The organism is Prevotella heparinolytica, assembly GCF_002998535.1.
Taxonomy (GTDB): domain Bacteria; phylum Bacteroidota; class Bacteroidia; order Bacteroidales; family Bacteroidaceae; genus Bacteroides; species Bacteroides heparinolyticus.
Genome location: NZ_CP027234.1, coordinates 624,308 through 638,270, shown reverse-complemented (window position 1 = coordinate 638,270; position 13,963 = coordinate 624,308). Strand labels below are relative to the sequence as shown.

10 protein-coding genes are annotated in these 13,963 nt (G+C 50.1%); 4 read left to right on the top strand and 6 right to left on the bottom strand.

All coding sequences use genetic code 11. The features are described from left to right. Window positions 1-338: 338 nt before the first annotated feature. From C3V43_RS02585 to C3V43_RS02570, 4 genes are all read left to right on the top strand, one after another. The gene (locus C3V43_RS02585; RefSeq protein WP_106068467.1) at window positions 339-2,546 is read left to right on the top strand and encodes an anaerobic ribonucleoside triphosphate reductase; all 2,208 of its coding nucleotides are present in this window, start codon (window positions 339-341) and stop codon (window positions 2,544-2,546) included. 8 nt (window positions 2,547-2,554) lie between these two features. Further along, window positions 2,555-3,055 carry an anaerobic ribonucleoside-triphosphate reductase activating protein gene (gene nrdG / locus C3V43_RS02580; protein WP_106068466.1) on the top strand — a complete coding sequence of 167 codons (501 nt, stop codon included), beginning with the start codon at window positions 2,555-2,557 and terminating at the stop codon, window positions 3,053-3,055. A 508-nt stretch (window positions 3,056-3,563) separates the two neighbouring features. Then, complete coding sequence (gene fldA, locus C3V43_RS02575; RefSeq protein WP_106068465.1) at window positions 3,564-4,070, top strand: flavodoxin FldA; 507 nt, start codon at window positions 3,564-3,566, stop codon at window positions 4,068-4,070. Between the two features lie 49 nt (window positions 4,071-4,119). After that, a complete protein-coding gene (locus C3V43_RS02570; protein ID WP_106040447.1) occupies window positions 4,120-4,488 on the top strand; it encodes a DUF2023 family protein in 369 nt (122 codons plus the stop codon). Between the two features lie 263 nt (window positions 4,489-4,751). On the opposite strand, the gene C3V43_RS02565 is transcribed toward C3V43_RS02570, so the two are convergent. The 6 genes from C3V43_RS02565 to C3V43_RS02540 form a co-directional block, all read right to left on the bottom strand. Beyond that, the gene (locus tag C3V43_RS02565) at window positions 4,752-7,316 is read right to left on the bottom strand and encodes a glycosyltransferase family 1 protein (RefSeq protein WP_106068464.1); all 2,565 of its coding nucleotides are present in this window, start codon (window positions 7,314-7,316) and stop codon (window positions 4,752-4,754) included. 30 nt (window positions 7,317-7,346) lie between these two features. Then, a complete protein-coding gene (locus C3V43_RS02560; protein WP_106068463.1) occupies window positions 7,347-9,008 on the bottom strand; it encodes a glycogen/starch synthase in 1,662 nt (553 codons plus the stop codon). A gap of 529 nt (window positions 9,009-9,537) precedes the next feature. Then, window positions 9,538-9,957, bottom strand: a complete 420-nt coding sequence (locus C3V43_RS02555; protein WP_106068462.1) for an ATPase — start codon at window positions 9,955-9,957, stop codon at window positions 9,538-9,540. 47 nt (window positions 9,958-10,004) lie between these two features. Then, window positions 10,005-11,900: a V-type ATP synthase subunit I gene (locus tag C3V43_RS02550; RefSeq protein WP_106068461.1), complete on the bottom strand. Its 1,896-nt coding sequence runs from the start codon at window positions 11,898-11,900 to the stop codon at window positions 10,005-10,007. Further along, window positions 11,897-12,502: a V-type ATP synthase subunit D gene (locus tag C3V43_RS02545; RefSeq protein WP_106068460.1), complete on the bottom strand. Its 606-nt coding sequence runs from the start codon at window positions 12,500-12,502 to the stop codon at window positions 11,897-11,899. The genes C3V43_RS02550 and C3V43_RS02545 overlap by 4 nt, the downstream gene beginning before the upstream one ends. A gap of 27 nt (window positions 12,503-12,529) precedes the next feature. After that, complete coding sequence (locus C3V43_RS02540) at window positions 12,530-13,858, bottom strand: V-type ATP synthase subunit B (protein WP_106068459.1); 1,329 nt, start codon at window positions 13,856-13,858, stop codon at window positions 12,530-12,532. Window positions 13,859-13,963: the final 105 nt, after the last annotated feature.

Here is a 13,963-nt window from a genome sequence, read left to right as displayed (position 1 = left end):
CACATCCGTGAAAGAGAACTCTCAAAAAAAACCGATTAGCCGCAAATATAACCAAAGAATTTGAAAATACACCATCTCATCAAAATATTTATCTTCATTTGACATTTCGAAATTCATCAGCCGTCAAAAAAGAGTCCAGTACACAATAATAAATATTTTAGAAAACCTTATTCCACCGAAAGTTTCCACATTTATAAACTAAAACGACTAATAATCAACTAATTAACACTTTTTAAAGTGATAAAAGTTTCCCAAAAACATAAACTTACAAATAAGAATGATAACTTTGTTTCCACAATTACTCTAAATAACCAATCCCGTTTTAAGCATAAAAAGTTATGATACAAACAGTACTAAAGCGTGATGGACGCATCGTCGGCTTCAACGAAGAAAAGATAGCCACGGCCATCCGTAAGGCCATGCTGCACACCGATAAGGGTGAAGATTTACAGCTGATACACCAGATTACAGACCACATCTCCTTCAAAGGAGACTCTCAGATGACAGTGGAAGCCATTCAGGACATGGTGGAACTGGAACTGATGAAGAGCAGCCGCAAAGACGTGGCCCAAAAGTACATAGCATACCGCAACCAGCGAAGCATCGCCCGCAAAGCAAAGACGCGCGACATGTTTCTGGAAATCATCAATATCAAATCCAACGACATCACGCGCGAGAACGCCAACATGAATGCCGACACCCCGGCCGGCATGATGATGAAGTTTGCCAGCGAAACCACCAAACCGTTTGTCGACGACTATTTGCTGAGCGAAGAAGCGCTGGAAGCCGTCAGCCACAACTACCTGCACATCCACGACAAGGATTACTACCCCACCAAGAGCCTGACCTGCGTGCAGCATCCGCTGGACCATATTCTGAAATACGGTTTCTCTGCCGGACACGGAGAATCGCGCCCGGCCAAACGCATCGAAACCGCCAGCATCCTTGGCTGCATTTCGCTGGAAACGGCCCAAAACGAGATGCACGGCGGACAAGCCATTCCTGCATTCGACTTCTATCTGGCGCCCTACGTCCGAAACAGCTACATCGAGGAAATCAAGAATCTGGAAGAGCTTAACTGCAAGGATTATTCACACCTCTACCAAAAGGAACTGACCGATTATTTGCAGCAGCCTCTGGACGGGCTGACTGACGAGAAACGCATCGTGCAGCATGCCGTCAACAACACGGTGGCACGCGTGCATCAGGCCATGGAAGCATTTATACACAACATGAACACCATCCACTCGCGCGGCGGTAATCAGGTGGTGTTCAGCTCCATCAACTACGGCACGGACACTTCGGCAGAGGGGCGCTGCATCATCCGCGAACTGCTGAAAAGCACCTATCAGGGCGTGGGAAACGGCGAAACCGCCATCTTCCCCATACAGATATGGAAGAAAAAACGGGGCGTCAGCTACCTGCCGGAAGACCGCAACCACGACCTCTACCAGTTGGCCTGCAAAGTCACGGCACGCCGTTTCTTCCCCAACTTCCTGAATTTGGACGCCACCTTCAACCAAAGCGAAGAGTGGAAAGCCAACGACCCGAAGCGCTATCAGCACGAGGTTGCCACAATGGGATGCCGCACCCGTGTCTTCGAGAACCGTTTCGGCCCGAAGACGTCCATCGGACGAGGAAACCTCTCCTTCTCCACCATCAACATTGTCCGTCTGGGCATCGAGTGCATAGAGATAGAAAATAAAGAACAACGCATCGCCCGTTTCTTTTCCCGGCTGGACTACATGCTCGAAGTCACCGCACGCCAACTGCACGAGCGCATGGAATTTCAAAAGACAGCTTTCGCCAAGCAATTCCCGTTGCTGATGTCCGCCTTGTGGATAGGCAGCGACAAACTGAAGCCCAATGACACCATTGCCCCCGTCATCAATCAGGGAACGCTGGGCATCGGCTTCATCGGATTGGCCGAGTGTCTCGTGGCTCTCCTCGGAAAGCACCACGGCGAATCGGAGGAAGCACAGGAACTCGGACTGAAAATCGTGACCTACATGCGCGACCGGGCCAATCAGTTCTCCGACCAATATCAGCACAATTACAGCATTCTGGGCACCCCGGCCGAAGGATTGTCGGGCAAGTTCACCCGCATAGACCGCAAAAAGTTCGGAGTGTTGCCGGGCATCACCGACCGCGAATATTACACCAACTCCAATCACGTGCCCGTGTATTACAAATGCAGCGCCCGCCACAAGGCCGAAGTCGAAGCCCCCTATCACGACCTCACCCGGGGCGGCCACATCTTCTATGTGGAGATCGACGGCGACGCCACCCACAATCCGGAAGTTATCATGCGCGTGGTGGACATGATGGACTGCTACAACATCGGGTACGGCTCGGTGAACCACAACCGCAACCGTTGTCTGGATTGCGGTTACGAAAACTCCGTTCCGAATCTGGAAGTATGTCCCAAATGCGGCAGCAAGCACATAGACAAGCTGCAGCGCATCACCGGCTATCTGGTAGGCACTACCGACCGGTGGAACAATGCTAAGCTGGCCGAACTGAACGATAGAACGATACACGAGTAAATACAGCCATGCTTTCCATTCTTGATATATTAGAAGATACCACAGTGGACGGTCCGGGATTCCGGACCGCCATTTATGCCGCCGGATGCCCCAACCGATGCCCCGGCTGCCACAACCCCGGTTCGTGGGACATCAACCGAGGACGCCGGATGAGCATCGACGAGATTCTGGAAAAGGTGTTTGCCGATAATTTTGCAGACGTCACCTTCAGTGGCGGCGACCCCATGTTCCAGCCCGAAGGCTTCGCCCAACTGGCATGCGCCATCAAAAAACAGAGCCGGAAAAACATCTGGTGCTATACGGGATATACTTTTGAGAAGCTGCTGAACAATCCGCGCCAAGCCAAGCTGCTGGAATACATCGACGTGTTGGTGGACGGAAAATTCAAAGAAGAGCTGCGGGATGAAGAGCTCTACTTCCGGGGAAGCCGCAACCAGCGTCTGATAGACGTGCAGGCTTCGCTGAAAAGGAACGAAACCGTGACCTACAACTACAATCCCAAGATTTAGAAGCTGTCTTGAAATTACCTTAGTTCCTGTTTAAATTCTCACAGAAAAGTTTTTTACCCGGCTTGCTTTAAGTCTATTTTCGGTCTATTTTCTGTTTTCAGGAAGGACAGAGCGGAACAATCCATACCTCTTCAACACTTGCACCTACCGACAACGCACACTTGTACAAGTGATAGCTTACACTCCTACAAGTGAAAGGCTACACTTGTACAAATAAAAAGCGATGCTTGTACAAGTGTGGCCTCTCACTTGTACAAGCGTAAGTCGCTTGTTATCAGCAATAATTATTTCCATCAGCCTGCGTCCTCCTCATTGCGCTCCGTCACCCGAAAATGTGTAAAGGGCATACAGCATCCCCATTAATAGGTAGGCCGAGAAACATCGCTACACAAAACAAGCTAACCAAAAATAGGGAGCTTCACACCGTGAAAAGCCCCACAAGTAGGTATTTCACATTCTCCGGCAAAGGCTTTACTTTGCAGCAGACAAATTAATTATTTTATTCACGATGAAGAAAACAGGTGTTTTTTATGGTTCCAGCACCGGAACCTGCGAAGAGTTGGCTACTCAGATAGCCGGGAAATTAGGCGTTTCCTCCGCCGACGTACACAGTGTGGACAAGATGACCGCCGAACTGGTTCAGGAATACGAGGTATTGGTATTGGGCACTTCGACTTGGGGCGACGGCGAATTGCAAGACGACTGGTACGACGGCATGAAAGTGCTGAAAAACTCAGACCTTTCCATGAAGTTTGTCGCTCTGTTCGGGTGTGGAGATTCAGAATCCTACTGCGACACATTCTGCGACGGTATCGGAATACTTTATGAAGACCTGAAAGACTCCGGATGCACGTTCTTGGGCAATAAAGTCAGTCCGGACGATTATTCTTTCTCTTCATCCATCGCTGTGGTGAACGGCGTTTTCGTAGGGCTTGCCCTCGACGAAGTGAACGAAAGCCACAAAACCGCCGGGCGTATCGATGCTTGGACGACCGAACTGAAGAGCAAGCTTTAAGGCTTGTTCAAAATATCCTTTTGATTTTTTCTTTGCATGTGTTTATTATATGACGATATCATCCGCCGACATTCTGCCCGCAGACCTGAAAGTTTTTCTGAACCACGTCTATGAGTTCAAGAAGGGAGTTCGCCAGATGGTGCTCTATACTGTCAACCGCAAATACGAAGAATTTGCCACAGCCCGTCTGAGAAATCAGAAGATAGAGTACCTTATCCAGCCGGTAGACAAAAATAAAATTAATCTATTCTTCGGAAGACCGGAGTGTATACACGCTATCCGTTGCATGGTGACCCGCCCGCTGAATCAACTGACACCCGAAGAAGACTTTATTCTCGGAGCCATGTTGGGTTATGATATCTGTGCCCAGTGCGAACGTTATTGTGCACGCAAAAACAAGAGTATGACAAGTGCATAATTTCCCCGAACGTTTCGGCACAAAAAATGAAGCCGCAAGGATGTCGTAAAGACATTTTTGTGGCTTTGTTTGAGGGCATCGCATCAAAACCGTGTAATCAGCACTTTTGTCATACCGTTCGAAGAGTACGTTCAGAAAAACGGTTTCTCTTTTGAATCACACAGGTGAATGATGTTTTTCGGGTTAACTTTACAGAAGCGAAAGAAGGCTGTCCCGTTTCTCTCCGAGGACAGCCTTCTTCTTTCAGCATCGCGTGCTCAAACTCAAATGAACCAGCGAACGTAGCAGAAATCCTGACGGTGAGGCAGGTCGGCATTCTTCGGGAACATACGGTAGGATACCTTGAAGCTGCCGGCATTCTCCAGCTTGTGCTTCACCCTGAACGTATATAGGTTGCCCTCCTTCTTCACCACCTCGAACGGCTCTACGGAGTAGACGTGCTGCTGACCGTCGTGAGCCATATAAGTAGTTACCAGTTCCAGACCGACAGCATCGTTCAATCCCTTCTCGTCGATGACGTAAGTAATGGTATATTCCTTACCGCTCTCGATGGAACCCTTCATCAAATCTTCCGTCATTTCGGAAGACACCACTTCGATGCTGTCCCACTTCCCGGCCACTTCTTCCTTCCAAGCTGCAATCTCTTTGGCTTTGGCATAACCATCGGCGGCCAGCGTCTTGAAACGTTCGGCCTGCTTGTTGTAGAACTTGCTGAAGTAATCGTCCAACTGGCGCTTCATGGTGTAATGAGGAGCAATCCGGGCGATGGAGTTCTTGATGGTTTTCACCCATCCTTCGGAATAACCTTTCTTGTTGCGCGCATAATACAGAGGCAGGATTTCCTGTTCGAGGATGCTGTAAATGGTGGCGGCATCCAGTTGGTCCTGATGCTCCTGATTTTGATAAGTACGCTTTTCGGTCAACGCCCAGCCTGCACCTTCGCGGTAGCCTTCCAGCCACCAGCCATCGAGTACGGAGAAGTTCAGCACACCGTTCATCAGCGCTTTCTCGCCGGAAGTTCCAGATGCTTCGAGCGGACGGGTCGGCGTGTTCAGCCAGATATCCACACCCGAAACCAGACGGCGAGCCAACTGCATATCGTAGTTCTCCAAGAAGATAATCTTGCCGAGGAATTCGGGACGACGGGAGATTTCAATGATGCGCTTAATCAATCCCTGACCTGCGCCATCGTGGGGATGAGCCTTGCCGGTGAACAGGAATTGTACCGGATAATCGGGGTTGTTCACAATCTTGGACAGACGCTCCAAGTCGGTAAACAGCAGGTGTGCACGCTTATAGGTGGCGAAACGACGGCCGAAACCTATCATCAACGCGTTCGGATTAATCTTGTCCAGCAAAGAAACGATGCGCGAAGGATCTCCCTGATTCTTCAGCCAGCTTTCACGGTATTGCTTGCGCACGTAGTCAATCAGTTTATTCTTCATCACCATGCGCGTCTTCCAGATTTCTTCGTCGGAAACATTGTAAATAGCTTCCCAAATCTTGGGATTGGACTGGTCGTACCAGAAGTTCTCATCGAAATGCGAAGCGTAGAGATGCTTCCACTCCGTTGCGCTCCATGTGGGGAAGTGAACGCCGTTGGTGACATAGCCCACGTGACTCTCTTCGGGGAAATAGCCCTTCCAGATGGAGGCGAACATCTCCTGCGAAACCTTTCCGTGCAGCCAGCTCACGCCGTTCACCTCCTGCGAAGTGTTGCATGCAAACACCGACATGCAGAAACGTTCGTTCTTGTCGCCCGGATTATTACGTCCGAGGTCCATCAAGTCGTCCCAACTGATGCCCATCTTAGAAGGATAGCCTCCCATGTACTTCCCGAACAGGCCTTCGTCAAAGTAATCGTGACCTGCAGGCACCGGTGTGTGTACCGTGTAAAGCGAAGAGGCGCGCACCAGCTCGATGGCCTGATCGTAGGTCAATCCTTCAGCCACATAGTCGCAAATACGCTGCACGTTTATCAAGGCGGCATGCCCTTCGTTGCAATGATAAATATCTTTCTTGATGCCCAGCTTCTTCAAGGTCAGCATACCTCCGATACCAAGCAGAATCTCTTGCTTCAGACGGTTCTCCCAGTCGCCGCCATAAAGCTGATGCGTGATGGGACGGTCGAACTCGCTGTTCATCTCGTTGTCCGTATCGAGCAGATAGAGGGCGATGCGTCCTACGTTCACTCTCCACACATAGGCATGCACGTAGTAGTCCATATAAGGCACATCCACCACCACTTGCTGGCCGTTTTCGTCCAACACACGGTCGATGGGTAACTGGCCGAAGTTCTGCGCTTCGTAATTGGCCACTTGCTGCCCGTCCATAGACAATGTTTGAGTGAAATAGCCGTAACGATACAGGAAACCGACCGCACACATATCGACGTTGCTGTCGGATGCTTCTTTCAGGTAGTCGCCGGCAAGCACACCCAAGCCGCCGGAGTATATTTTGAGTACATGGTTCAATCCATATTCCATACTGAAATATGCCACGGAAGGACGCTTGCTGTCGGGGGCCACATTCATATAAGTGTGGAACTTGGAATAAACATCTTCCATTCTGCGCAAAATGACTTTATCTTTGGCAAGTGCTTCGAGTTTAGCATAACTCATACGTTCCAACAGAAGTACCGGATTCTGTCCCACTTCTTTCCAAAGAGCAGGGTCAAGGTCACTGAACAGTTCGGTGGCCTCATAATTCCATGCCCACCAAATGTTGCGTGCAAGTTCCGACAGTTTCTCCAATTCGGCAGGAATGTGCGACTTGACATTCACGTCTTTCCAGTTCGGAGTGTTTACATTACTAACTTTAATCTTCATTGTATGATTACTAATTGATTAATATATCTTTCAAATTAACTGGCGCTTCATTGCATTGCGCAATGCAATGTCATACGCCTCATAATAATATTGTATGAAATGTTTCCACAAAGCCTGCTCGGCCACTCGAGCGGCACGCTTGCGTATTTCTTTGACTTCAGTTTCTGTTTTGGCAGAGAACAAGGAAATGGTGTCTTTGATGCCGTCGGCCACTTCAGAATCGTTGTAGTCCGAGCGATGCAACACCTCTACGCCATCGTCTATGCCGTGCCGGTTTTTCAGGCTGTTCACCCAAAGCCCGAAGCCGGCAAGGTCCGTAGTGATGGTAGGCACACGGAAGGCCACGCTTTCCAACGGAGTATATCCCCACGGCTCATAATAGGACGGATAGACGCTGAGGTCTTGGCCTAAAATGATGTCGTAGTAGTGTTTGTTGAATATGCCGTCCTTGCCATCGAGGTAGCAGGGCACGAAAACCACCTTCACCTTATCTTCGCGCGTGTTGCCCATGCCCAGATATTTCAGCATGTCGAGTACTTGGTCGTGCGTCATGTTGTGCAACCAATGGGTGATGAAAGGACATTCCAAGGCAGCGGAAAATTTGTCTTTACTCTTGAGGCGCTGCCGCAAATCTTCGCGGGGCTCCCCCACCCAGCCGGGCACATTGACGAAAGCCAGCACTTTCTTCTTCAGGTTTCTGTCGCGGTTCAGCCGGTTCAATGCTTCGAGGAAAAGATTGATGCCTTTGTTCTTGAACTCATATCGCCCGCTGGTGCCGACAATCAGCGTGTCGTCATCCAAATCCTCGCCCAGCAGACAGTTTGCCACCCGCAACATGGCGGAACGGGCACGCTTGCGCTTGCCTGTAAAAGTAGCGCCCTTCGGCACGAAATCGTCCTCAAATCCGTTCATCAGCACCACGTCGGCCGACTTGTCGAGCAGCTCCTTGCACTCATTGTTCGTAATTTCGCTCACGGTGGTGAAGCAATCCGCATAATGGGCGGTCTGTTTCTCGATAGAGTGCTTCGACTCCATGTTCAGTTCCTGAGCCATCTGGTCGCCGTTGTATGCAAAAAGATAGTCGTACAAAGGCTTGCCGTTACCTGCAATGGAACGGCCTATTGAGGTGGCGTGGGTAGTGAAGATGGTTGCTATTTCCGGCACTGCGGTCTGAAGATAGAGCGCGGCCATACCGGTCATCCACTCATGCGCCTGAAACACAACGCTGTCCGTCTCCAGCAGATTATAACGATAGAAGCTCTCAGTCACCCTTCCGGCGGCATAAGCAAACATGGACGCTTCGTCATAATCGCCGTAAGCATGCAGCGAATCCACTTGATAGCGGTTCCACATATCGGTATAGATTTCGTTTTTCTGCGCAAAAAACGAATTGAAATCAACCAAAATAACGATAGGCTCGCCCGGAATATTCCATCGCCCGACACGGACAGAAAGGTTTTCTTTCTCGGCAGCATGCTTCCTCCATGGTGTCCAAAGAGTATCGGACTCGATAAACAAAGGGTTTTCTTTTCCTTGCCAGACATCCGGCCCGATATAAAACAGCTTGTCGCGAAACTTTGTCTGCAAAGTACTCGCTTTGGTGGACAAAACTGTATAGATACCGCCTACTTTATTACATACTTCCCAACTTGCTTCGAAGATATAGTCGGGGGTAAGTAGTTCTTTAATCATATTTACGTTACAATCTCTTTTCTAAAAATAATATAGGGCAAAATTACGCATTATTCTTTGAAAAATAGCCTTTTAATCGATAAAACTAATGAAAGATGAATAAACAAACGTTTGCATGAACCGGAAGAAAGAGAGGAAGTATGGATACCGTTCACTCCTTTATGCCCGCCAAAGCAAGCAGCGACGGTTATCTCCCACCCCGTTTGTTTTGAATTCGATGCCACACTTTAACACTTCCAATACCACACTTCAGCACTCCCGATGCCGCACTTCAGCACTCCCAATGCCGCACTTGAAGCCTGACGAAATGAGGGAAGAAAGAGGGCGAAGTGGCTGTATAAGGAGGACGAAGTGTGGGGAAACAAGAAAGGCAGCAGATCATGAAAACAGCATCAGGCGCAGATTTCACTGACAAGCACGGTTTCGGAGAATCGAGACCCGTGAGGGTAAGCGTAATCTGCGCCTGAAAAAATGTGATAAAGGCAGCATGCGTTTCTTGACGCCCTTATGCCCTACTTAAAATCAAGGTTTATACCATCAATGCGGCAACCAATGCCAAGATGGCGTAAAACTCAGGAAGAGCAGCATAAATCATGGTGTTGGTCTGCACATCATGTCCTTGAGACATACCCACGATACCGTTTGCACAAACTTGCGCCTGACGGATGGACGAAATAAGACACACGAAGCCTACGGCAGCACCTACACCCAGCATAAGAGGACCTTCCGTAGCAAAATCCTTGCCCAACCACATGAGGAAAGCAACAAATCCGTACAATCCCTGTGTAGCGGGAAGAGCCGCCAAAATCATGTAGCCCGACGACTTAGAGGGGTCTTTCTTCAGAGCCCCTTCGGCTGCATTTCCTGCGATAGTCGTTCCGTAGCAACTTCCAATTCCGGCAAGAGCCAACATCAAGCCCAAACCGATGTAACCTAATAATTCATTCATAGTGTTCTTGTTTTTTATTTGTTATTTAATAATTGATTATTTATTGTTTACTTTTTTACAAAACCAAACGGTTTATAGGCCTCGCCGCGCCCCTCATAGCCGGAGTTCTTGAAATACTCGACGAAAGTCAGACGCAGCGGATGCACGAATGCACTCAAGCAAGACATGCCTATGTTCAAGGTATGACCGAAGACGAGAATCAACAGGCAGAAAAACCAGCCCAGAACCGGCCCGGCCGCGTCGTTCACCATAAAGGCAAGCTGGTTGAAGACGCCTCCCAGCATGCCACCTGCCAGACCAAGGGCATAGAGACGGATGTAGGAAAGAATGTCGCCCATAAGTCCCGTAGCCATGTTATACGTGTCCCACAATCCTGCACCAATGTTGACAAAAACATTGCGCCGCAAGTTGTTGAGCAAGTATATGCCCACGGCAGAAACGCCGCCGATGAGCAGGAATGCCCACGTAGACACGTGCTGTGGAATGAGCTGCAACGAAGTCAGCGCACCGGTGGCAATGAAGCCCACTACCAACAGCAGCCATGCCCATGCACTGAGCGAATCCTTGAAGCCGAAACGTACGGTTGACACGATAGCTTTCACCGTCATACCCACGATGACGTGCACCACGCCGATAATCAATGCCAGCAGCATGGTTTTGTCGTAGTTCGTGGCTCCTACCTTACCTGTAATCATGAATTGTTTCAGTTCTTCGGGCAGATTCATGTCGAATAGATTCGCGCCGAAGAATGTTCCGAACACCGCTCCGAGCAACATGGTGGCCACACCGAGGGTAATGACAAGGTTCATCATTCCCCGCATCGAGGCAGACAGTTTGCGTTTCAGGTAGAAGCCCAGCAGAATGAGGATGATGCCGTAACCCGCATCGCCCATGCAGTAAGCAAAGAACAGGGTGAAAAACGGGGCAATCATCGGCGTGGGGTCGAATTCGGCATATTCGGGCATGCCATACATGCGCGTCAGCACTTCGTACATACGGGTGAACGCATTGTTCTTCAACTTGATGGGAGCCGGATCGGCTTTCGAAGCCGACTTCAGCTCGTAGTACACACCCGAAGCATCCAACTCGTTGCGCACTTCGGCTTCGCTATCGACAGGAATCCACCCCTCAAGCAGCACGGCAGCACCTTCGAGAATGCGCTCACCGTTGAGCTTCACGGTCATCAAGTCGATGTCGTCCTGCAAAGCGTCGCAATGTGCTTCCATCGCTTCGCAATGGGTACGACAGAATGCCGACAATTCATACTTGGCTTGTGCCAGCCGGCTTTCGGCCTCGACTTTCCGAGCCTTCAACTCCGACAAGCGAACGGAAGGCAGGCGAACAGCCTCGGCAAAAAGTTCGACAGCACCCTGCGCCACTACCACGAAATAAACATAACCGCCTCGCTCTGCTACTTTGACTATGTCGTACTGTTCTTCCCATTCGGGAACATAATCCTTGTTCTGGCAAGTGTAGAACAGCATATTCCAACCGGCTTCCTGCAAACGATGCACCGCCTGCCAATCGAAATCGCCCCACACTTCCAGCTGGGCGGCATCGCGCTCGAGCGACTGCACACGCTGCGCACTCTTCTGTATGTTATCCTGCAACCGTTCGTAGCAGGAACGCAGCGTTTCCGCATCGGCTGCCGGCTGCATGGCCCCGAACATGTGTTGCACTGCCGATGAAGCTTGCACCGCTTGCTCCTTGCCGGCAGACACACCACTCTCGGGAGAGGGGTACATATCGGCAAGTTTACGCATATCGGCAAGCAGGTTGCGATAAACAGTGCGCTTTGCCAAAGAGGCATGCAACGCCTCGTCGGGTTCGCCCCGTTGCTTCTCCACGATGTGTACCACACCGAGTTCGCGCAAGCGATCCAAGAACGGTTCGTACTCCTTATGGTAAACCAAGAAAGTGAGTTTTTTCATCTTCGTAATCATAACTCTTCCTCCTTTCTGTTGTCTTGATGGGACTTCATGATTTTCTGCGACGACTTGGAGAGGTTTTCTTCGTCCTCCATGAATCGTTTGATTTTGCGCAGCGCATCCTGATAGCCCGGAATCTGTACTTTTTCAAAAAGATTCACCTTCTGGGTGGTCTTTTTACGCGCATGTTCCAGCAAGTTCAGCTTGGCAACGGTAAATTCGCGCTCGATGGCCGTATGCGCCAGCAACTTGAGCAAGTGCAACCCGTCTGCATACCATTTGGGAGCACTGAACAAGCTGTACGGGCGTACCTCGAAATCCACGTTTTCGAGCAACGGCACTCTCACGCCGGCAATCTTCTTCACGCCGAGATGAACATTGCTGACCTTTATCAATGAGGTATCGAACTCATTCCAAAGGGCGAACATGGCTTCGTAAGCTTGGATTTCCTTTTCCAACCTCGCATCCAGCGCGGCAGCATCGGTTTTGCAGCGCTTCACTTCCATGCGCAGGGCACTCTCCTTGTTCTTAATGATGGGGAGTGTACGCACGCGCACCTTCAGTTGCTTTTCCAACTGCTGGAGGGAGGTCTTGTTATATTGAAACTTGATAGCCACTTCTTTTAGTGATTAGTTGATTAGCGATTAGTTATTTGTTTCCGGCCAGAATTCGTCTACCAGTTCTTTCTTGATATTCACCTCTTCCGGACGGAAATACTTGCCGAATAAACTCCATGCCACATCGAGCATCTCTGTGGTATCGAGGTTGACGTCGATGGCCAACAGTTGGTTGGAGTAGTCTTTCGCAAAAGCAAGCGTACGTTCGTCGTAGTTCGTCAGGTCGAAACCGTTTTCAAGCTTGGTCTTGGCGTTGGCGGCATCGGCATACAGACGCACGGCGGCATTCATCACCTGCGGATGGTCTTTACGCGTCTTCTTGCCCGTAACCAACTGCTTCAGACGCGACAAGGAACGGAACGGGTCTACAATCACCTTACCGATGTCGCTGTCGCGGCGGAGGAACAACTGTCCTTCCGTGATATACCCCGTATTGTCGGGCACGGCGTGCGTGATATCGCCACCCGACAGGGTAGTCACCGCAATAATCGTTATGGAACCGCCGCTTGGGAACTGCACCGCCTTCTCGTATATCTTTGCCAAATCCGAATAGAGGGAGCCGGGCATGGAGTCCTTGGAAGGAATCTGATCCATACGGTTGGACACAATGGCCAAGGCATCGGCATAAGAGGTCATGTCCGTCAGCAGCACCAGCACCTTCTCGTTGTTGTTCACTGCGAAATATTCGGCAGCCGTCAGGGCCATGTCCGGAATCAGCAGACGTTCCACCGGAGGATTTTCGGTGGTGTTCATGAAGCTGACGATACGGTCGAGCGCACCCGCATTAGAGAACACATTCTTGAAATAGAGGTAGTCGTCATTTGTCATCCCCATGCCGCCCAGAATAATCTTGTCTGTCTCGGCACGCAGCGCCACATTGGCCATCACCTGATTGAAAGGTTGATCGGGGTCGGCAAAAAACGGAATCTTCTGTCCGGACACCAGCGTGTTGTTCAAGTCGATGCCGGCAATACCGGTTGCAATCAGCTCCGAAGGCTGTTTACGGCGCACCGGATTCACGGACGGACCGCCGATTTCCACCTCTTCGCCTTCAATGGCGGGACCGCCGTCGATGGGGTCGCCAAATGCGTTGAAGAAGCGTCCGGCAAGCTGCTCGCTCACCTTGATTGTAGGAGCCTTGCCCAAGAATACTACCTCTGCATTGGTAGGAATGCCTTCCGTACCCTCAAACACCTGCAAAGTCACTTCGTCGCCGGCAATCTTTACCACTTGGGCCAATTTGCCGTTCACGGTCGCCAACTCGTCATACCCCACTCCGGTTGCCTTGAGCGAACACGTGGCTTTCGTAATCTGAGTTATCTTGGTATATATTTTTTGAAATGCTTTTGTTGCCATCTATTTATTTTCTATTTGACAATTTACTATTTACCATTTTAAATCTCTCGTCGTTCTTCTCGCTATTTCCCCGTCCACTTCTTCTGCCGCAAAACCTGCATCGGC

Bases quoted from the DNA above. Each gene is read 5' to 3' on its own strand.
- C3V43_RS02585 (WP_106068467.1), top strand. From the start codon at position 339: ATGATACAAACAGTACTAAAGCGTGATGGACGCATCGTCGGCTTCAAC.
- nrdG (WP_106068466.1), top strand. From the start codon at position 2,555: ATGCTTTCCATTCTTGATATATTAGAAGATACCACAGTGGACGGTCCG.
- fldA (WP_106068465.1), top strand. From the start codon at position 3,564: ATGAAGAAAACAGGTGTTTTTTATGGTTCCAGCACCGGAACCTGCGAA.
- C3V43_RS02570 (WP_106040447.1), top strand. From the start codon at position 4,120: ATGACGATATCATCCGCCGACATTCTGCCCGCAGACCTGAAAGTTTTT.
- C3V43_RS02565 (WP_106068464.1), bottom strand. From the start codon at position 7,316: ATGAAGATTAAAGTTAGTAATGTAAACACTCCGAACTGGAAAGACGTG.
- C3V43_RS02560 (WP_106068463.1), bottom strand. From the start codon at position 9,008: ATGATTAAAGAACTACTTACCCCCGACTATATCTTCGAAGCAAGTTGG.
- C3V43_RS02555 (WP_106068462.1), bottom strand. From the start codon at position 9,957: ATGAATGAATTATTAGGTTACATCGGTTTGGGCTTGATGTTGGCTCTT.
- C3V43_RS02550 (WP_106068461.1), bottom strand. From the start codon at position 11,900: ATGATTACGAAGATGAAAAAACTCACTTTCTTGGTTTACCATAAGGAG.
- C3V43_RS02540 (WP_106068459.1), bottom strand. From the start codon at position 13,858: ATGGCAACAAAAGCATTTCAAAAAATATATACCAAGATAACTCAGATT.